This window comes from Chryseolinea lacunae (assembly GCF_016735595.1).
GTDB lineage: Bacteria > Bacteroidota > Bacteroidia > Cytophagales > Cyclobacteriaceae > Chryseolinea > Chryseolinea lacunae.
In genome coordinates this window covers 249685-270657 of the sequence record NZ_JAERRB010000007.1, presented here as the reverse complement: position 1 = coordinate 270657, position 20973 = coordinate 249685, and the positions used below count along the sequence as shown (strand labels likewise).

Here is a 20973-nt window from a genome sequence, read left to right as displayed (position 1 = left end):
TCCTGCTAAAAATCAGATGGCCTTTTGCAGATGGCTCATCCATTGCGCATACGATGCCTTATAAGGTTCGGTGAGTTTTGTGTCCGGCTCTTGTGTGCGAATGATCCTGAGGCCTTTAAACGCTTCTTCGAACGAAGCATAAACCCCCGCCCCCACGCCCGCTCCCAACGCCGCACCTTTGGCACCGTCGGTGTCGAGCAATTCTAACGGGGCGCCTATCGTGTTCACAAAAGCTTCGCGGAACAGCGGACTCAGAAACATGTTGGCCTGGCCAGCGCGAATCACGTTTGTTTTCAGCCCCATGCCTTGCAGCACGTCGAAGCCATACTTCAACGCAAACACAATGCCTTCCTGCGCCGCACGAAACACGTGGGCCTGACCGTGACGATTGAAGTTGAGACCGTGAAAAGAAGCGTCCACGTTTTTGTCTTCCAGCACGCGCTCGGCACCATTGCCAAACGGAAGGATGCTGAGGCCGTCGGCACCAATGGGAGCTTCGGACGCGATGGCGTTGATTTTGTCATATTCATAGGGCGCTCCACCCGACTGCGCCTGTTTGCGTAGCCAGCTATTGAGGATGCCGGTGCCGTTGATGCAGAGCAACACACCGTTGCTCTTCACGGGTTTCTGATCGTTCACGTGGATGAAAGTGTTCACGCGCGACTTGGGGTCGTAGGCGTTCTTGTCCGTCACACTATAGATAACGCCCGAGGTACCCGCCGTGGCAGCGGTTTCGCCGGCATTCAATACGTTCAGGGAGAAAGCGTTGTTGGGTTGGTCGCCGGCGCGATAGCTCACGGGAGTTCCTTCTTTCAGGCCCAGTTGGGTGGCCATGGCTTTGTTCACACGACCGTGTATGGAAAATGTGGGCACCACGGTGGCCAGCATGTCGGCCGGAATGCCGTAGAGCGACAGCAGCTGCTGCGAGGGTGCGCCGGTTTCATAGTCCCAAAACATACCTTCCGACAATCCGGAAGCCGTTGTCACAATGTCGCCGGTGAGTCTCATGGCCAGGAAATCGCCGGGCAGCATCACCTTGTGAATGCGTTCAAAAACCTTGGGCTCGTTCTCTTTCACCCACTTGAGTTTGGAGGCGGTGAAATTTCCGGGCGAGTTCAGGAGGTGCTTCAGTGAATAGTCGGCGCCGAGCGATTGAAAGGCGTTCCGGCCAATGTCCACGGCACGGCTATCGCACCAGATGATGGACGGACGCAAGACCTTCTGATCCTTGTCCACACACACCAGGCCGTGCATCTGATAGGAAATGCCGATCGCCACAATCTCGTCGGCCTTTGCTCCCGACTTCTTTAATGTAGCCTGCAATGCTTTCACGGCGTGTTCCCACCACATGTCAGGATCCTGTTCGGCCCAACCGGGGTTAACCGCCAGCATCGGCATTTCTTCGGCCGGCGATTGCGCCGAGGCCACCGACTGGCCGGTGGCCGCATCGATCAATGAGGCTTTAATAGAGGAGCTTCCCAGGTCGTATCCCAGCAGGTATTGCTTCATAAGTATATCAATATAGAAAAATACAATCGTTTGAAAGTGCGGGTAAATATATAACTTATAGTACATTTGACTACAAGTCGGATGAAATTATTTTTATACCTTTCCCGTGGCTTTATGATAAACGACCCTTCATCCGACTCCATCATCGATGCACTTTCCATCGACTGTCTCATTTTTGGTTTTAAGAAAAGCGAGCTCGACATCCTGCTGGTGCAGCACGGCGAGGGCATCAGCAAAGGCAAGTGGGCGCTCCCCGGCGGCTGGATCAAATACAACGAAAGCACCGACGATTCCGCGACACGTATCCTGAACGACCTCACCGGTGTTTCAAACATCTATCTCGAGCAATTGAAGGCTTTTGGCAACGCGAACCGCTACCCTACCAAGCGCGTAATTACCATTGCCTATTATGCCTTGGTGAAGCCGGAGAACTATACGCTGCACCCCGGGTTCACGGCAGCCGATGCACGCTGGTTCAAAATCAGCGAAGTGCCCGAACTGCCCTATGACCACGCGCAAATCCTGAACGAAGGTCTGCAATACCTGAAACACAAGGTGCGCCACGAGCCCATCGGGTTCAACCTGCTTCCCAAGAAATTCACCCTGTTGCAACTACAGGAATTGTATGAGGCCATCCTCGACAAGAAACTGGACAAGCCCAACTTCCGCCGCAAGCTGATGCGCATGAACCTGCTGGAGCCCTGCAAGGAAAAACAGACCGACGTTTCGCATCGCGCCGCCAGCCTGTACCGGTTCGATAAGAAGACCTATAACAACTTGAAAGAGAATGGATTTATGTTTGAGTTGTGAAAGTGATGGTACAACAAACTCCGACGCTATCTTGTAGTATTCAGATCAACTACAGCCGTCATCCTGAAAATTCGCCGTTGATAGTCATCGGGACTATAAGAATTCATCAATTCTTGTAGATTGCAATCCTTTGCAAGGGCATATTTGCGCGCGGCCTCTATTGCAAGGGATAATTTTTAACTGCATCTTAACGCGTCACATTGAAACACCCTATAATCCTATAACCTTAAACCTTTTTTATCATGGAACAGAAGAGTATAAACCGCTCCAGCCTTTTTTGGGCAAGTTGTATGTCGCTCCTGGTGACATCGCTTTCCTTCGGGATACGGGCCGGTATTCTAAACAGACTTGGCGTTGAATTCAGTCTCAATGCACAACAACTCGGCACGATAGCCGCCACCGCGTTCTGGGGATTCCCGCTCGCGGTTGTGATCGGTGGTTTTGTGGTTGACATCATCGGCATGAAACGCCTTCTTATCATTGCCTTCCTGTTTCACCTTCTGGGCATCGGCCTCACTGTGTTTGCCAACGGCTACTGGTCACTCTTCCTGTCGACGCTGTTGATTGGCATCGCCAACGGAACGGTGGAAGCCGCGTGTAATCCCCTGGTGGCCACTATCTATTCCGACAACAAGACGACAAAACTCAACCACTTCCACCTCTGGTTTCCGGGCGGTATTGTGATCGGCACGCTGATCGTGATGTTGTTCGACAACATCGGCCTGGGCTGGCAAGTGCAGGTGGCCACAATGTTTATACCCACCCTGGCCTATGGCTACATGTTCCTGAAGCTTGACTTTCCGGTGACCGAACGCGTTGCCTCCGGCGTATCGACAGGCGACATGTATAAAGCCGTGTTCACTCCCCTATTCATCTTCATGTTCATCTGTATGTTCGGAACGGCCATCACCGAATTGTTCACCAACCAGTGGGTCGGCCTGTTGCTGTCCAACGCCACAAGCAACTCGTTGCTTCTGTTGACCATTACCACCGGCATCATGGTGATCGGGCGTGGATTTGCTGAGCCGATTGTGCACCGCTTCTCACCGGCGGGCGTACTGCTGGCATCGGCTATACTGGCGGCGCTTGGCCTCTACCTGATGAGTACAGCCTCGGGCAACATGCTTCTCGTGGCCGCACTGTTGTTTGGTATTGGTGTGTGCTACTTCTGGCCTACCATGCTCGGCTTTGTGTCGGAGAACGTGCCCAAGTCGGGCGCTGTGGGCATGAACCTCATGGGCGGTGCCGGCATGTTTGCCGTTTCGATCTACACCACATTTATGGGGGGCTTCTATGATAACATCATTGCCAAAAACCTTCCCGCAGGAGCCGATGTGAAAGCCTATCAGGCGGCCGCAGCAGGAAGCACCGAGGCCACCGCGTTTGTGAACGCGCAAATGGTTGCTGGTCCGGAAGTAATCAAAGCCACCCTCATCATCCCCATCATGCTGGTGGTGGCCTTTATCGGGCTGGTTGTTTATATGCGCGGACGCAAGAAAGCAGCCGTAGCGGCATAAGACATAATCATCATTACGAAACTAAAAGAGGATGGCCAAAAACCATCCTCTTTGTTTTTTGCGTATATCGAACAAACAACCGCCCCACGGGTTTGATTGAGTATGAAAAAACTTATCGTGATATTGCTGCTGTTATCTTCTCCGGGCATGGCACAGCAACTCATCATTACAGAGAAAGTTAAATTTCTGGCGTTAGGCGATTCGTATACCATTGGCGAAAGCGTGCCGGTGAGAGAGCGCTGGCCCGAGCAACTGATCGATGCCCTTCAGTTGAAAGGCCTGGAGTGCTTCGACCCGAAAATCATTGCCACCACGGGCTGGCGTACCGACAATTTGAAAAACGCGATCACCGCCGCAAAGCTTTCGCCGGACTATAATCTTGTGTCGCTGCTCATTGGTGTGAATAACTATTACCAGGGCAAGTCGGTAGAGAGTTACGCACCCGAATTTGAAGAGCTTCTGAACACCGCCATTGCACTTGCTGGTGGAAACAAAAAACATGTTTTTGTGGTCTCCATTCCTGACTATGGTTACACACCGTTTGGGAAAGGCCAGCAGGCTGTGATCAGCCAGGGCATTGATGTCTATAATGCGACCAACAAAACCATCGCGGCTAAGCTGGGTGTGAAGTACTATAACATCACCGACATTTCGCGACGGGGTTTGGATGAACCCGACCTTGTGGCCAACGATGGACTGCATCCGTCGGGCAAGATGTATGCCGCGTGGGTGAAGCTTATTCTTCAGGAGGTAACGCTCGAGCCCAGCACCGACGAAGGCGACAACGGAGGCGATGGCACGGTGACCGGCATCAAAGACGAACGTTATGGTGTTCGTATCTATCCCAACCCGTTCGACAAGTCGCTCGTGATTGAAAACTTGCCCGAAACACAACGGAGCTATTCGCTGGAGTTGGTGGATGAACAAGGAAGCGTTGTGTGGCAAGAAGAAGCACTCGCTTCACTGGCGGGAAAAATTGAACTGAATACTCACGCGTTGCGGGCGGGACTTTATCATTATCGCTTGAAAGGTTCGGAAGGTCTGTTGATGCAGGGAAAAATAATCAGGCTTTAAATCGTTTAAACTCACTTTGCTAAGAAATTTTTACACGCCGTTTGTAAATTAAAAAAGCCGTTTGTTCCTTGGGGCCTTTATTTTCTCATTATGTCCCAGAAAGCATTACACGTCAATTCAGAGATTGGAACCCTGCGACGCCTGCTTGTTCACAGTCCCGATAGCAGCCTCGGAAAAGTTGTTCCCTCCAAAGCACAAGACTGGTTGTTTGAAGACATCGTGCACCTCGACACCATCCGCAAAAAAGAATACGACTTTTATACACGCATCCTGCTCTACTTTCTTGATCCGGAAAAAATAAAAGGAAGACTTAATACTATTGATTCGCCCGAAAGCAATCGCACGTTCTACAAACCCGACGACGAAGGTTTTCACCGTTCGGAAAATGTTATTGAACTGCAATGGCTCCTGGCCGACATTCTGAAAGACAATACCATCAAGTTGAAACTGGTGGCGTCGGTTTGTGCCATCGAGTTTTGCTCGTATGAGACGCAAAAGAAATTGTTTGAGCTCAACAATGTGGAACTGTCGAAAGTGCTCATCAGCGGCACGTTGAAAGATGGCAGCATGCTGTTCGCGCCCATCCCTAACTTCATCTTCACGCGCGACATTGGTGTGGTGGTGAACGATCACATCCTGCTGAACCGTCCTGCTAAAAAAGCACGCACGCGTGAAGCGTTGCTCACCAAGTATATCTTTTTTAATCACGCCTTGTTTGCCGGTTTCGAAAACAAGATCATCGAGATAGAAGACACCTCGCATCACTTCCTGATGCCCAAAGAAAGCGACGACAAAAAAGTGACGCTGGAAGGTGGGGACGTGATGATGGTGAACCACAATCACCTGCTGGTGGGCGTGAGCGAACGCACCACGGTGGAAGCCGCGCACCAGGTGGTGAACCTGTTGTTCGCACGGGGCATTGTCGACAAGGTAACGGTGGTGCGCATTCCAAAAAAACGCGACTACATGCACATCGACACCGTGTTCACACAGGTGAAACGCAACGTGTGGGTGATGCTGGGTAACTTCTCGCGCAAGAGCATTAAGAAAGAAGATGCCGATCCTGTGGAACGCATTCTGGAAAGCAAGAAAAAAGACGACCCCATCAAAATCGTTCAATTTAATCGCCACGACATTGAGCGGCCTGTATACTTTGAAACACTCGAAGATCTGCTGATCAACATCAGCGAAGTGGACTTGAAGAGTTCCGAGAAAACGGTTTTCATTTATTCGGGCAACAGCGAGTTTCCATACGACGTGCGCGAACAGTGGACCGATTCGTGCAACGTTCTCGCCCTGAAAGAAGGTGTGGTGTTGGGCTATGATCGCAACGACAAAACAACCGAGGCTTTCATGGCGCAAGGGTTTCAGGTGGTTCACGTGCACGAGCTGCTGGCTGACCTGGAGTCGGGCAAAGTGCGTGTTGAAGATCTGAAAGACACCGTCATTCTCATGCCGTCGGCCGAGCTGTCGCGGGCACGCGGCGGTTTTCATTGCATGAGCTTGCCTTTGTTACGCGACGAAATCAAGTAAGACATTCGAAACCATTTGTAACCATGTCCGCACAAACCACTTCGCACCTGCTGATGATTAGGCCCGTGCAGTTTGCGTTCAACACGCAGACGGCCGTGAACAATGCCTTTCAATCAACGCAAGATACCAACGCCCAGGAGCTGGCATTGACCGAGTTCGACAACTTTGTGACCCTGCTCCGCCAAAACGGAATTGACGTGACCGTGGTGAACGACACACCCGAACCGCATACTCCCGATTCAATTTTCCCCAACAACTGGATCTCTTTTCACGACGACGGCAGCGTGGTGCTCTACCCCATGTATGCCGTGAACCGTCGCCAGGAACGCAAGCCGCATGTGTTGGAGCAACTGCAAAAACAATTCGTGATACATCACCGCGTCGACCTCTCCCCCTACGAGAACAAAGACATTTTCCTGGAAGGTACCGGCAGCATGGTGCTGGACCGCGAGAACAAGATTGCATACGCCTGTCTTTCACAACGCACAGACGCAAACGTGTTGAAAGAGTTTTGCGCAAAGCTTGGCTATACATCCCAGGCCTTCACAGCAACAGACGCCAACGGATATCCCATCTATCACACCAACGTGATGATGTGCGTGGCCGATCAGTATGTGGTGATCTGTCTTGATTCCATTCCCGATGCCACCGAGCGGAAAGCAACCGTCGAGGCTATTTCAAAGACCGGGAAAACAATCATCGACATCACGCTTGACCAGATGAATCACTTCGCGGGCAACATGCTCCAGGTGAACAATGAGGCGGGTAAGAAGTTTTTGATTATGTCATCACAAGCCTTTCGGGCGTTGTCGGCAGAACAGGTGTCGGCCATTGAGACGTTCAACCCCATTATACATTCAAACCTCGACACCATTGAGCGCAACGGTGGTGGCAGCGCACGGTGTATGATGGCGGAAGTTTTTCTGCCGGTGAAAGCTTGATATAAGTATTCACGGATGTCAAGATCTGATGACTCAAGGTCACGCCAAACAACGACAATCGATTTGTTGCACTAGATCATTTTATCGAAGTACTGAAAATAGTACTTTGTTTTTCCGAACCGGGTTTTGAACCGCTCTTTCACTCTGGCCTTCACCGTCTCGCGTTTTGTGACGTCGCAGATTTTCCAGAGCATCAGGTAGTGTTCCGGATCGTCGGGGTTGAAGTTGGTTTGGTTGTTGAGAAAGTTGAAGGCGATTTCGCCGGTTTCTTCCTTGGAGATGTTGTGAAGAAAGGTGTTCATCATGCGGAGCTCATCGCCGTGGCCAGACACATAGAATGGAACGTACTCTCGCATGCGGTTTTCGTTTTTCGCATCGTAGAGGTCGACCAGTATTTTGCTGATGGTCGTTGCCAGGTATCGGTTTCGGCTGTATCTGTTTTTTAGCTCTAACGCCAACAGCATGGCATAGTCGTAGCGTCGGGCTTCGGTTGCTGTCTCCAAATCAACAAACTCGGCCAACTGAATGGCACTGTCCAGTAGCGCCGGGTTGGCTTCGGCTTCAGTGACAGGCTCCTGCTCGGTCAATTGTGCTATCAACCAAATTTTGGCGTTGCACAATTTCGGGGTGAGACTGAATGGAGTCGCGTGAAAAGAGAAAATAATCAGCGCTCATTTTTGAGTAAACACTGGGCCTGTCGCGAAGCCAGTAGTCTTGAAAAGGATATTTGGCGAAGTCGAATTCAACAAACAATTTGTATCCCAGTCTTTCCTTGGTGTAGTCAATCGAATCCAGCACCGAAAGCAGGCTAATGCTTTCCTGGGGTTGGTAGCCTGCGTTGCGCATCAGAACAAGACCCACCGAGTCGGCTTCGCGTTCGTTCTCGCGACTGAAGCGGCTCATGGTATAGACCAATTTTCGAAGCGAGTCAAGTTCATTCAGGCCCACCACGTTGGTGGGGCGAAATATCTTCACCATCGCCTGTCTGGCCTTTTTCTCATATTCCATTTTCGCCGCTTTCAATACCCGGTCGCGCACATGGTTTAGCTCGTAGTGGGCTATTTCGTGCGCCAACGTGAAGGCCAGCTGGGCTTCGTTTGTGATACGGCCCAGCAACCCCGTGGTGATCAGGAACGTTCCTTCTCCCATACACATCGCATTCCCATAGGGCAACTTCACAATGAGCACCCGCCGGGGTTTACTTCTTAGGTGCGTGTTGTGCAGCAAGCTGTCGAATGTCTGGTCGACAACGCGCTGAAGGGTGTCGTTTTTAACAACGCGCCGTGCCTTTACCAACTTGACAAGGCTTTGCGTGTTGTGGTTGTAGCGGGTGATGACGTAGGGCGTTCGTTCCTTTTTTTCAATGCGCTTCAATTCATCGCCAAGTTGATCGCGCAGGGCTCCAATGAGCTTTAGATCTCTCCCACCCGACACGGCCAGTGATTTGTAGTTTTGGGACAATTGGGCAAAAGAACATTGAAATACACAGGTGATCAAAACCGACACTGTGCTGAGAAACCAAAAGGCACGAAACATAACTCACAAAGCTTGAAGATTAGCGCAAGATAACATTTCATCATAACATGACCTTGTAGCCAGTGGGGAATGTTTTATTGATTGAACGGAAACTCATTTATCCAATGAAATCCACGGCTTGTCAATGGCATCTGTTCCTTTCCTCCGGGATTCTTGCGCATCTGTATGTGAATGGAATCGCCGTTCATAGTTCCTTTTAATACATAGAGGTTTCCTGCCTGGGTTTTGTATTTGAATTGGTAGATGGTGGAGTAGTCGAAGCTGACAAGACTCATTTTTGCGCGCACCGAATCGGCAGCGAAACGCCATTGGATTTCGGCGCCGTCCATGTAGTGCACGGTGGCACGGTCGGTGGTGGCCACTGAAATTTGTTTCCAGCGTGCGGTAGCATTTTCGGTGGGTATGGCCACACCGTTGGTGCGCTGCTCGATCACTTCATATGTGCCCACGGCACTTTCGGACCTGGCTTTTGCTTTCGCATGGAAGGCGTCTATCTCCGCCCTGTTGTTTATACTGCCAACCACGCCAAAGCCGGCAATAAATCCGATCATGATAAGTTTCCCGGCAAGCATGAACCAGCGCGCCTTCCGTCCTTCAAACAACGGCACGATCACTTCCGGGGCTACCGGTTTATTGAGAACGAAGAAGTTTGTGAGACGGCGCAGTTGAGGCATCAGCAGGAAGATGGCGATCAGTGTCAGGTGGCCCGAGAAGAGTTTCACCGGCACATCGTAGCTCAGATTCAGAATCCATACGTGGATCATCACGCCCACGCTCACCAGTGCCCCAAGCGTTGTGGTTCTTCGAAAGAAAAGCAAGAGTCCACCCAGCACTTCGCAGCCGCCCGTGAAGATGTTGTACAATGTGGAGTAGCCCATAAACCTCCAGAGCAGTCCCATCGGCGACATCATGGCCATGGGGGTCATCAGTTGTTCGTGTATGGGAAAGGGAAACTGGGTCTTGAATACTTTTGCCGTTCCATAAAATACTAAATGCATGGCCAGGTAGTAGCGCAGCCAAATGGTGAGAGCCGTAAAGAGCCGACTATAGTCTGCCCGCCTGCGGTCGGCCATCGACCACACCACGGTGCCCAGCAACGAAAAGATGATGATGCAAAATAGCTGAACATAATTCCAGGTGGTGTCGCCGCTTCCGGCTGGCCGCACGGTGATGTCAACGTGAAATACAGAATGTCCCGTCCATACGACAACAGCGTCCCAAAAGCCGGTGGTTAGAAAATTCAGCCATGGCACAAACATGCCGACCGGAGCGGGAAATGTATAGAGCAAGAAATAAAGGAAGGCGAATCGGAACACCAGTTTGCGCACGGGTGTCCATGTGGTAGGGATTTCGATTGCCATAACAGAAACTTTAGATGAGCGTCTGCTAAGATAAAGAAATATTGATTTTCCTGTTTACAAAAAAAGAGGCTGTCCGTTTCGGAACAAGCCTCTCCTATTGTGAAGCATGCTTCGTGCATGTACATGACTTTCTACATTATTTCTTCAACAACACCGGCTTGCCATGCAGGAATATCTCCAGCGGCTCGCCCGTTTCCAATTCCGTTTCCACAGCGTCGGTAGAAATTTTTACCTTGATCACGCGACCACGGAACTCCAGGCGGAACGAATACGATTTCCATTGATCTGGTGTGAATGGATTGAAGTGCAGTGTGCCGTCTTTCACGGTCATGCCGCCAAAGCCTTTCACTATGCTCATCCACGTGCCGGCCATCGAAGTGATGTGGCAACCGTCTTCCGTGTCGTTGTTGTAGTCGTCGAGGTCGAGGCGTGAGGTGCGCAGATAAAATTCGTAGGCGCGTTCTTTATAGCCCAGCTTCGACGCCAGAATCACGTGCACGCATGGCGACAGCGACGATTCGTGCACCGTCATCGGTTCATAGAAGTCGAAGTTGCGACGTATAGTTTCAATGTCGTAGCGTTCTTCGAAAAGGAATATGCCTTGCAGCACGTCGGCTTGTTTGATGAAGCACGAACGCAGAATGCGATCCCAAGACCATTTCTGGTTGATGGGGCGATCGTCTTTTCCGAGGTCGCTCACGCGCAACAGTTCTTTGTCGAGGAAGCCGTCCTGCTGCAAATACACGCCGCGTTTTTCGTCGTGCGGGTAGTGCATTTTCGCGATGATCTCTCTCCAGCGATGGGTTTCTGTTGTCTCTTTGAAGTTTGTTTTTGCAATGATCTCCGCGAGACGCGACGGGTTGCTTTTGCCCACAAGGTTTAACGCGTCGAGTGTGTATTGCAAGGTCCACGTGGCAATGGTGTTGGTGTACCAGTTGTTGTTCACGTTGTTCTCATACTCATTGGGACCGGTCACCCCCAGCATCACAAACCGGTTTCTGTCAGACGACCATGTGATGCGCTGCGACCAGAATCGTGATATGCCCAGCAGCACTTCCAATCCGAACTCGGCGAGGTAGGCATCGTCGCCTGTGTAACGTATGTAGTCAAAGATGGCAAACGCGATGGCACCGTTCCGGTGAATTTCTTCGAAGGTGATTTCCCATTCGTTGTGACATTCTTCACCGTTCATGGTCACCATGGGATAGAGTGCTGCGCCGTCTTTGAAGCCCAGCTTGCCGGCGTTTTCGATGGCACGCTCCAGGTGTTTGTAGCGATACACCAGCAGGTTGCGAGCCACCTTTTCTTCGGCTGTGCCGAGGAAGAAGGGTAAACAATAGGCTTCGGTGTCCCAATAGGTACTTCCTCCATATTTCTCGCCCGTAAATCCCTTGGGTCCGATGTTGAGGCGTTCGTCTTCGCCGGTGTAGGTTTGCGTGAGTTGAAAGATGTTGAAACGGATGCCTTGCTGGGCGGCAATGTCGCCTTCGATGGTGATGTCACATCCGTCCCACTTGTGCGCCCAAACGCGCGCGTGGTCTTCGAACAACGCGTCGAAACCTTTTGCCACGGCTTCGGTCAGCACCTTGGCGCAGGCTGTAACGAGCGCATCCTTCGCGTGGTTTTCGGACGAGAGCACGGCGGCGTATTTGTAGACTACCAGCTCTTTGCCTTCCTGCAAATCGAGCTGGATCACGTTGCCCGCATACTTCTCGCGCAGCTCTATGTTCACGCGATCGAACGTTGCTTTCTTGCCGTCGTTGGTGATCACATATTGCATGCCGGTGGTGACGTGGAAGAATGTCTTTTTAGTCTGGGCCGTCACAATGGCTCTGCCTTCGGTGGCTTCCTTGTTCACTTCTTCCCAGAACTTCTCGTCGTAGTTGGAGTCTTTGTTCACCACATCGGCGTCCACATACAGCGACAGCGTGGTCTTGGCGGTGAAGTTGAGGGGTGTGATGGCATAACGAATCGCGCCCACCTCGCCGTTTGCCATGCTGCAAAAACGTTTCGATTCAACCTTCACTTTTTTACCGTCGGGCAACGTGGCGGCGAAGCTTCGCGACAGCAGGCCGGTCTTCATGTCGAGCACGCGGCGGAAGTCTTCCACCTTGCATTTGGCAAGGTCAAGCTTCTGGTTGTCGATGGTGATGTGGATGCCGATCCAGTTGGGGGCATTCAGCACTTTGGCAAAGTATTCGGGATAGCCGTTTTTCCACCACCCTACTCTCGTTTTGTCGGGATAGTATACGCCGGCCACATAGCTGCCGCGCAGGGTTTCGCCGGAATATTCTTCTTCAAAATTGGCGCGTTGTCCCATGCGGCCGTTGCCGATGCTGAAAACGCTTTCCGATATTTTGTTGTAGTGCGGGTCGAGGCCTTCTTCAATGATATGCCATTCGTGATGCTTCAGGTATTGCTTCATAGCGCAGCGTTAGATTCTTTTAAAGATTTATAGAGGTTGGGGCCAGGTTCGTTGTTAGTGTGCCAGGGTGGCGAGGTCTGCGGCTTGAAAATCGCTGGTGGTGCGGATCACCCGATCGGCCTTTCCCAGCTGATCGCGCGAGCCTATCCCCACACACTTCATGCCCGCGGCCAGGGCGGCTTCCACGCCCGCTTCGGCGTCTTCAAACACAACGCAGTCGGCAGGCGCAATGCCCAGACGCGATGCGGCCAGCAGAAATATTTCAGGATCGGGCTTCGAGTTCTTCACCATGGTTCCGTCCACCACCACGTCGAACAGCGGCTCCACATAGAGGCGTTGCAGCACCGTTTTCGCGTTCTTGCTGCTGGAGGCCAGGCCGATCTTGATGCCCTTCTCTTTCAGTTTTTCAATGAGCTGTTTCACGCCGGGAAATATTTCTTCGGGAACCATGCGCTCCACATAGTCAACAAACCAGGTGTTCTTTTTGTTGGCCAGCCGTTCCTTGTCGTGGTCCGAAAGTGTTACGCCACCCACCTCGAGCAGGATGTCCATAGACGCCATGCGGCTCACACCTTTCAGACGTTCGTTGTCTTCCGGGGTGAACGCGATGCCGAGTTCGTCGGCCAGTCGCTTCCACGCCAGAAAGTGATAGTGCGCCGTGTCTACAATTACGCCATCCAGGTCAAAAATACATGCCTTAATCAATGTCAATGTGGGATTAGTTTAGGTCCGAAGTGTGAGTGTGACGTTCGCTGGGTTTGTTAAAAGTACGTTTCCTTGATCAGTTTATTCGTTTCTTCCAGCGACTTAAATACTGCAAACGTTTTTCCCTGTGTACGCAATGCACCCAACGCATTTCCATAGCGCGCGGCGCCTATATAGTCTGTGGGTTTCTGCAAAAGACCAAAGCCCACGCCACCGGCAAACGAATCGCCGCATCCCGTGGTGTCCACAACGTTGTCTACTTTCACGGCGGGCACCATCTCTTCCTTCACTTTGCCTTTCTCTTTGTAGTAGGTCAGGCAACCCCGTGAGTCAACAGTGATATAGACGCATTTCACGCCCATGTTGAGGCAATGCGTGGCAAACCGGGCCAGCTCCTCGCGGTCCACTTCGTCACTGTCGGTATAGTAATCGCTGGTTTCATATTCTTTTTTGAACCAGGAGGCATGTGCTTCTTCCAGGTTCATTTTCAGCACGTCGATGTAGGGGAGCCATTGGTCGCGGTCGACCCAGAATTTGCGTTGCCGCTCGCCGTTGAAGAGGCAGGCGGTGGTGGGACCATGCGCATCGAAGATGATGGTGCCCTTGCTGTTTTCTTTCAGATATTTCAGGGTGTCGAGCGACACTTCATAGTCGCTGATAGGAATGAACACAAACACTTTGCAGTTGAGAATGCTTTTCACGTCGGCGGGAAGAATGGGGTCCATAAAACCGGTTTGCCGCTCTACGCGATTGTTCATATCGAGAAACCTCAGACTGATGATGTCGCCCTGGTCGTTTTTGGTGGTGAGCTGTTTGGTGTTGATACCTTCGTAGCCACGAAACACTTCTTTCACGTTGTCGAGGTCCACCTGGCGGATGTGGCAAACGGGAATGATTTCGATGCGATCGCCGGCCAGCACTGACAAAGCGATGACGGGGTGCGTCACGCATCCCCATTTTTGAATCAGATCACCCTGGTGTGTCACAATGTGATCGCGGGGTATGGGTCCAAGCACTGCTATTCGTTTCATATCGCTCTGAAAGTTTGGGGAATGTCGTTAGCTCACCAGAAATGCTGCGCCAATCACGCCGGCGCTGTCGCCCAGCAACGGCCTGACTATGGGCGTGTCCAGGGAAGTGTTAAAGATATACTTGCGCAAAGCGTCGAGACCGCGGTCGTAGAGCAAGTCGATGTTGCCCACGCCGCCGCCAATCACAATCACGTCGGGGTCGAGTATGTTCACGATCACGCTCAGTGCCTTGCCATAGAATTCAACCAGACGCAACATGGTTTTCTGCGCGGTGGGGTCCACTTTCGATTCGGCCAGGGCCACGATGTCTTTCAATGGCTTTTTGTTTCCTGTTTCGTTGAAGTAATATTTTTCGAGCGCGGGTCCTGAAATCACTTTTTCCACGCAACCGGTCTTGCCACAATAGCACGGGCCGCCCGATTCGTCGAGAAAATTATGACCCCACTCCCCTGCTATGCCCTGCAGGCCGATGATCGCTTTTCCATCCACCACAATGCCGCCGCCAACGCCGGTGCCGAGAATGACGCCAAACACCACGCGGGCGTCCGGGAACTGATCTTTCACCACGCCATAGCGCGCCTCGGCCAGGGCAAAACAATCGGCATCGTTGGCCATCTCCACTCTCACGCCAAGCATTTTTTCGAGGTCAACTTTCATGGGCTGGCCATTCATGACCACGGTGTTGCAGTTTTTCATTACGCCCCGCTTCGGGTCCAAAGTTCCCGGCGTGCCAAAGCCGATGTGCGCGGGAAGATAGCCCGCCTCGGCTTGCATTTTGTCGATTAGTTTTTTGACTTGGTCCAGGATGTGAGCGTAGCCCTGGTCGGCCTCGGTGGGAAGACGATGGCGAAAAAGCACTTCGGGATTCGCAGCCGATTTTAAAATAACACCTTCTATTTTCGTGCCGCCAAGGTCTACACCCCAGAGGCTCTTTTCATCTCCCATGCTTTTTTTGCTACTCGTCATGAACTGTTGAACAATCGTTTTCCAACCGTAATTTAAGAGTCTAATCTGAAAATCAATCGTTGATTAAATCTTAATTTTAAAATCGAATGCGAAGCGCATAGCGAACCTGTCGGCCCCACGGATCGGTTAAACAAAAGCGATGGAATGATGTTTAGAATGGCGCTGTGCGAAAGCGTGTGAGCGAGTCGAGGAAAGTGTTCAGATCCGTCAGCTCCTGAGCCACACGCGCGTCGTCCCACTTGAAATACGTCTTGCCTTCGGCGGCCATCGCGTCCTGCCATTGAAGCACACGCTGCCGGTTGAAATAGCTGAGGCCGGTGCGGCGAATAAAAAAATCTTGCAGGGTGCACACCATCTCGCCGTGCACACAATGCCACCACTCAGCCTTCAGCAAGGCCAGGTCGGCCGACGGTTCTCCGCTGGCCCCGATCTCGGCACGGCGCACAATGGCTTCAGCCTGGTAGCCATAGTTCTCCACCAGGTAGGCCGCCGTGTGGTCGGGCAAGGCAAGGGGTGCCAGTCGTCGTTGCAATTCACGCGCAAAATCCTTCACCTGCCGGGTGTTGGCAAAATGCTTTTCCGACAGCCACAGCTTTTGTGTCTGGCTTGGCTTCAGGGTTTTCTGCTGAAAATGATTTTTGATGACCAGGTTCACCACGCGCTCCGCCATTTTGCGGTAGCCCGTAAGCTTGCCCCCGGCAATGGAGATGAGGCCCGTGGGAGATTCAAAGATCTCGTCCTTCCGCGAAAGCTCCGACGCCGACTTGCCATCTTCGTGAATAAGCGGCCGAAGCCCCGCCCAGCTCGACTCGATGTCGGCGACCGATAGCCCTACCGATGGAAATGTGGCATTGACGCCCTGAATAAGATAGTGTGCATCTTCCGGCGAAGTAAACACCTCGTCTTTGTCGCCATTGTAGTTGGTGTCTGTCGTGCCAATGTAGGTGATCCGCCCGCGGGGAATGGCGAAGATCATGCGGCCGTCTTCCACATCAAAATAGATGGCCTGCTTCACGGGGAAGCGACTGTGTGGCACCACAATGTGCACACCCTTGGTGAGGTGCAGCCGCTTGCCGCTTTTCGATTTGTTGATGTCGCGCAGTTCATCTACCCACGGGCCGGCAGCACTCACCACGGTTTTGGCCTTGATGGTGTAGCGTTCGCCCGTCAGTTCGTCGTCTACCATCACGCCGGCTACTTTCTCGGCTGCGTATTGGAATTCAAGCACGCGGGTGTAGTTCAGGATAACGGCTCCGTGGCTCACGGCGGTTTTTATGATTTCGGTGGTGAGGCGTGCGTCGTCTGTACGGTATTCGGCATAGATGGCGCCGCCTTTGATGTCGTCTTTTTTAAGCAGCGGTTCATGGCGAAGCGTCTGGGCCTTGGTGAGCATTTTGCGCTGGTCTTCGGCTTTCACACCGGCCAGCAGGTCGTATACTTTCAACCCAATGGACGTGAGCCAATAGCCAAGACCTTTCTTTTCGGAAAGGGGTAGCAGCATTTTTTCGGGCACCACCAGGTGTGGCGCCAGGGCGTGCACCACGGCGCGCTCGCTGCCCACTTCCTTCACCAATCCAAACTCGAGTTGCTTCAGATAGCGCAGACCGCCATGGATGAGCTTTGTGGAACGACTGCTGGTGCCATAGGCAAAGTCCTTCTTCTCTACCAGTGCAGTCTTCAGGCCGCGCGTAACGGCATCGAGCGCAATGCCCGCGCCGGTAATGCCACCACCAATGATGACCAGGTCGAATTCTTCGGTAGCCAACTGGCGAAGCAGGATGGGGCGGTCGTGGTATGAGTACGGAGTCACGAAGCTTTGTTTAGTGATGATATAATCTTAGTAACGCTCTAGTCCACCCATCCTTTTGTGCGCTCCACAGCTTTTGTCCAGCCCTTGTAGAGCCTGACGCGGGTGGCCTCGTCCATCTGGGGTGTGAAGCGTTTCTGAATTTTACGGTTCGACGTGATGCTTTCTTTCTTCCAAAGTCCCACCTGTATGCCGGCGAGGTAGGCCGCACCCAACGCGGTAGACTCGATGATCTCTGGTCGTTCGACTTCGGTGCCCAGAATGTCGGACTGGAATTGCATCAGGATGTTGTTGGCACAGGCGCCGCCATCCACTTTCAAACTGGCCAGCGTCAGCCCGGCGTCTTCCTGCATGGCGTTGAGGATGTCTTTGGTCTGATAGGCCAGCGACTCGAGGGTGGCTTTGATGATGTGATCCTTGCCTGTGTCGCGTGTCAATCCAAAGATCGCCCCGCGGGCATACATGTCCCAATAGGGCGCACCCAATCCCGCAAAGGCGGGCACCACATAAACGTCGTTTGAGCCGAGTGCTTTTGCCGCAAAGTATTCCGAGTCTTTTGATTGATCGATAAGATGAAGGCTGTCGCGCAGCCATTGCACTGCCGCGCCGGCAATAAACACGCTGCCTTCCAGTGCATACTCGACTTTGCCGTCAAGGCCCCACGCAATGGTGGTGATGAGCCCGTTGCGCGACTGTTGAATCTTGGTGCCCGTGTTCATGAGCATGAAGCAGCCGGTGCCATAGGTGTTCTTGGCCATGCCCGGCGAAAAACAGGCCTGACCAAACAAGGCTGCTTGCTGATCGCCGGCCACGCCCGCCAGGGGAATGTCAACACCGTTGTGTGTCCAGTTTCCAAAGTGATGCGACGAGGGTTTCACCTCGGGCAAAATAGATTCCGGAATGTCGAGAGCGGCCAGCATAGTCTTGTCCCACGTGAGCGTGTGAATGTCGAACAGCATGGTGCGCGACGCGTTCGAATAGTCGGTGGCGTGCACCTTGCGGTTGGTGAGGTTCCAGATGAGCCAGGTGTCTACGGTGCCAAAGGCGATCTCTCCCCGCTTTGCCCGTTCGCGCGCGTTGGGAACAGCGTCGAGTATCCACTTGATCTTGGTGGCAGAGAAGTATGAATCAATCACCAGACCCGTGCGTTCGCGCACGTGATTTTCAAGGCCTTCTGCCTTCAATGCCTCGCATAGCGGCGCGGTGCGTTTGTCTTGCCACACAATGGCGTTGTAGAGAGGCTCTCCGGTTTTTTTATCCCACAGCAGCGTGGTCTCGCGTTGGTTGGTGATACCAATAGCCGCAATAGACGATGCGTCTACGTTGTGCGTCTGTATCAACTTTTCCAGCACCATGCGTTGTGTGCTCAGGATCTCGTGTGGATCGTGTTCTACCCAGCCCGGCTGCGGAAAGATCTGCCGGAATTCCTGCTGCACAATGCCCTTGATGTCGGCATGCTCGTCGAAGAGCACGGCCCGTGAGCTGGTGGTTCCCTGGTCGAGGGCGATGATGTATTTCATGCTTTAGAATTAAACAAACAATGCTTTAAACATCCAGGCTCCCAACACGCCACCCAGCACCGGCCCTACCACGGGTATCCAGCTATAGGACCAGTCGGACGAACCCTTGCCGGGGATGGGCAAAATGAAGTGCGCCAGCCGTGGCCCAAGGTCGCGCGCGGGATTGATGGCAAACCCCGTGGTGCCACCAAGACTGAGACCGATGGAGATGATGAGACCGCCCACAATGAGCGGGTTGATGCCGGCGGCAAACTCATTGGCGCCAATGAAGAGAATGGCGAACACCAGCACTCCCGTGGCAATCACTTCGCTCACCAGGTTTGCCGGTGTTGACCGAACCGCCGGACCCGTGCAAAACACAGCAAGCTTCTTTGATGCGCTGTCGGTGCGTTCCCAGTGCGGCAGAAAATGCAGCCACACGAGAATGGCGCCTACAAAGGCTCCGGCAAACTGCGCGATGATGTAGCCCGCCACTTTATCCTGGGGAAAATCTCCGGTGAGATAAAGCGCGATGGTGATGGCGGGATTGAGGTGCGCTCCGCTGATGCGGCCCACGGCAAAAATGGCCAGCGTCACCGCCAGGCCCCAGGCCATCACAATGGTGAGCCAGCCGTCGTTTTCCGATTTGGTGCCTTTCAGCAAGGCGCCCGCCACGGCGCCGTCGCCCAGCAAAATGATGATGAGGGTGCCGATAAATTCAGCGTAGTAAGGACTCATAACAGTCGGTTTGGTTAGCGTCAATATAGCGAACCGAAATCGATTGTTTCATAACCGTTCGAAAGATTAATATAGCCGTAAGGTTACACGTCGTGCCGTAACAACGATGTCCGCTCCGTCTCAATTGGCTTCGGCCAGATCTTCCTTGCGCGTTTTGATCTTTTGCACGATGTAGGCACCAACGGCCCGGCCCTGAGCCAGTCCGTTTTCACACGCCGGACGGTAGTGGATGCCGCCATACATGCGGCTGAGTGCGGCCTCTTCGCAGGCTTTGGCAAACGAGGGAAACGTGCGTCGCGTCAATCCAAACTCCAGTTCCGTGGAATCGACAAACGCGAAGTTGTCGCCAAACAATTTGGTGAGCGTGACCGACGATGCTCCGGAGATCACACTGTGTCCGCTGGAGTATTCGGGGAAGGGCGGGGTCTGCAACAGCGGCACCCAGTTCTCGTCGATGTATTGGTTGATGTAGGTTTCGGGGCGAATCAATTTGCTGCGATACTTTTCGTCCCAGCAGGAGATGAAACCATCCACCAACGAGATGGCCACGCGTGCGTAGGCTTCGGCCGAGTGCACAAAGTCGGCTTTGCTGGAGGAGCATGCCACGTGCGTGATGTTCATCCAGTGGCCGCCCGGCGAAATCTTTTTCGTGGCAAACATCACATGCCCTTTCACATTCATCACAAACGGATTGCAATCCCAGAACGACGCAATTTCGCGTTGCTCTTCCGAGAGATTCGCGCCGAGGTCGCGAATTTCCTGGGCTTCTTTAAAGAACTGGCTCGTCTTGTCCACCGAGAATGCCGTGGGGGGCTTCGGTTTGAACTGCGATGCTGAGTCGATAGCAAAAGGACGGATCTTGTTCCAATGAGGCTCAACGGCATCCATATAGGCCGGAGGCGTTGGCTTCCAGGTGGCAGGATCGTCGAGGATGGAATATTTGGGAAACGAACGGCTTTGCTTGTAGTTGTCTTTCGATGACCACGCGACAACATGGTCTGCAACCGCAATGCCAAACGCCACCGATCGATCAAACACATCGTCGGGCATGCCGGTGTCTTTGTATTCCTGCATCAGCTTGGCGTAGAATTCATCCATTTTATCTTCGGAAAACACCAGCGTGCGGCCCACTTTCAGCATGGCCTGCACCGACGCCAGCGGGTAACAATATTCTTCGTTTGGATTAGGTTGAGGAAGTGGTTGCAGCCCGGTGAGCTGGCCGGCGAAGGTCACAAATTTTTTGTCCTGGTGAATCGCCGCTTCATAGCCCGCAACACTCATGTAGGTATAGATACGCGATGCCACGGGGGGCGAAAAGATATCGTGAACGATCACGTCGGTGACCTGCTTCACCGAACGGTGCAAAAACTCGGGGTTCTGAGCTTCAGTCTTCCAATCCGAATGGTCTTTCGAACACGAAACGAACAAAAGACCCAAGCAAAGGCCTTTCCATAAAAAATTCTTCATTGGGCGCATGTATGGGGTGTACTATCCAAAGGTATCAGTTGACGGCTATAAAAA

General features: G+C 52.7%; 17 protein-coding genes. 5 read left to right on the top strand and 12 right to left on the bottom strand.

The annotated features are described in order from the left end of the window. Positions 1-12: 12 nt before the first annotated feature. Positions 13-1509 carry a xylulokinase gene (locus tag JI741_RS20555; RefSeq protein ID WP_202012989.1) on the bottom strand — a complete coding sequence of 499 codons (1497 nt, stop codon included), beginning with the start codon at positions 1507-1509 and terminating at the stop codon, positions 13-15. 114 nt (positions 1510-1623) lie between these two features. Between JI741_RS20555 and JI741_RS20550 the strand changes: the two genes are divergently transcribed. From JI741_RS20550 to ctlX, 5 genes are all read left to right on the top strand, one after another. Then, on the top strand, positions 1624-2319 hold the full coding sequence (locus tag JI741_RS20550; RefSeq protein WP_236676192.1) for an NUDIX hydrolase: 696 nt from the start codon (positions 1624-1626) through the stop codon (positions 2317-2319). Between the two features lie 242 nt (positions 2320-2561). Then, positions 2562-3836: an MFS transporter gene (locus tag JI741_RS20545; RefSeq protein ID WP_202012986.1), complete on the top strand. Its 1275-nt coding sequence runs from the start codon at positions 2562-2564 to the stop codon at positions 3834-3836. 102 nt (positions 3837-3938) lie between these two features. Then, the gene (locus JI741_RS20540; protein ID WP_202012984.1) at positions 3939-4910 is read left to right on the top strand and encodes a GDSL-type esterase/lipase family protein; all 972 of its coding nucleotides are present in this window, start codon (positions 3939-3941) and stop codon (positions 4908-4910) included. Between the two features lie 90 nt (positions 4911-5000). Continuing rightward, positions 5001-6443, top strand: a complete 1443-nt coding sequence (locus JI741_RS20535; RefSeq protein WP_202012983.1) for an arginine deiminase family protein — start codon at positions 5001-5003, stop codon at positions 6441-6443. A 23-nt stretch (positions 6444-6466) separates the two neighbouring features. Next, a complete protein-coding gene (gene ctlX, locus JI741_RS20530; protein ID WP_202012982.1) occupies positions 6467-7384 on the top strand; it encodes a citrulline utilization hydrolase CtlX in 918 nt (305 codons plus the stop codon). A gap of 71 nt (positions 7385-7455) precedes the next feature. On the opposite strand, the gene JI741_RS20525 is transcribed toward ctlX, so the two are convergent. The 11 genes from JI741_RS20525 to JI741_RS20475 form a co-directional block, all read right to left on the bottom strand. Beyond that, positions 7456-7983 (bottom strand): hypothetical protein, encoded by a 528-nt coding sequence (locus tag JI741_RS20525; protein WP_202012981.1) that lies wholly within the window; start codon positions 7981-7983, stop codon positions 7456-7458. After that, complete coding sequence (locus JI741_RS20520; protein ID WP_202012980.1) at positions 7946-8920, bottom strand: M48 family metallopeptidase; 975 nt, start codon at positions 8918-8920, stop codon at positions 7946-7948. Before JI741_RS20520 ends, JI741_RS20525 begins: the two co-directional genes overlap by 38 nt. A 74-nt stretch (positions 8921-8994) precedes the next feature. Continuing rightward, positions 8995-10281 carry a hypothetical protein gene (locus tag JI741_RS20515; RefSeq protein WP_202012979.1) on the bottom strand — a complete coding sequence of 429 codons (1287 nt, stop codon included), beginning with the start codon at positions 10279-10281 and terminating at the stop codon, positions 8995-8997. A gap of 136 nt (positions 10282-10417) precedes the next feature. Beyond that, positions 10418-12706 (bottom strand): glycoside hydrolase family 65 protein, encoded by a 2289-nt coding sequence (locus tag JI741_RS20510; RefSeq protein ID WP_202012978.1) that lies wholly within the window; start codon positions 12704-12706, stop codon positions 10418-10420. 54 nt (positions 12707-12760) lie between these two features. Next, positions 12761-13417: a beta-phosphoglucomutase gene (pgmB, locus tag JI741_RS20505; protein ID WP_202012977.1), complete on the bottom strand. Its 657-nt coding sequence runs from the start codon at positions 13415-13417 to the stop codon at positions 12761-12763. Positions 13418-13467: 50 nt separating this feature from the next. After that, the gene (locus JI741_RS20500) at positions 13468-14442 is read right to left on the bottom strand and encodes a carbohydrate kinase family protein (RefSeq protein ID WP_202012976.1); all 975 of its coding nucleotides are present in this window, start codon (positions 14440-14442) and stop codon (positions 13468-13470) included. A gap of 27 nt (positions 14443-14469) precedes the next feature. Then, positions 14470-15408, bottom strand: a complete 939-nt coding sequence (locus tag JI741_RS20495) for an ROK family protein (protein ID WP_236676191.1) — start codon at positions 15406-15408, stop codon at positions 14470-14472. 151 nt (positions 15409-15559) lie between these two features. Further along, on the bottom strand, positions 15560-17218 hold the full coding sequence (locus tag JI741_RS20490; protein ID WP_202012975.1) for a glycerol-3-phosphate dehydrogenase/oxidase: 1659 nt from the start codon (positions 17216-17218) through the stop codon (positions 15560-15562). A gap of 38 nt (positions 17219-17256) precedes the next feature. After that, positions 17257-18735: a glycerol kinase GlpK gene (glpK, locus tag JI741_RS20485; RefSeq protein ID WP_202012973.1), complete on the bottom strand. Its 1479-nt coding sequence runs from the start codon at positions 18733-18735 to the stop codon at positions 17257-17259. Between the two features lie 9 nt (positions 18736-18744). Continuing rightward, on the bottom strand, positions 18745-19476 hold the full coding sequence (locus JI741_RS20480) for an MIP/aquaporin family protein (RefSeq protein ID WP_369411836.1): 732 nt from the start codon (positions 19474-19476) through the stop codon (positions 18745-18747). Between the two features lie 96 nt (positions 19477-19572). Further along, a complete protein-coding gene (locus JI741_RS20475; protein WP_202012970.1) occupies positions 19573-20919 on the bottom strand; it encodes a vanadium-dependent haloperoxidase in 1347 nt (448 codons plus the stop codon). Between the last annotated feature and the right edge of the window lie 54 nt (positions 20920-20973).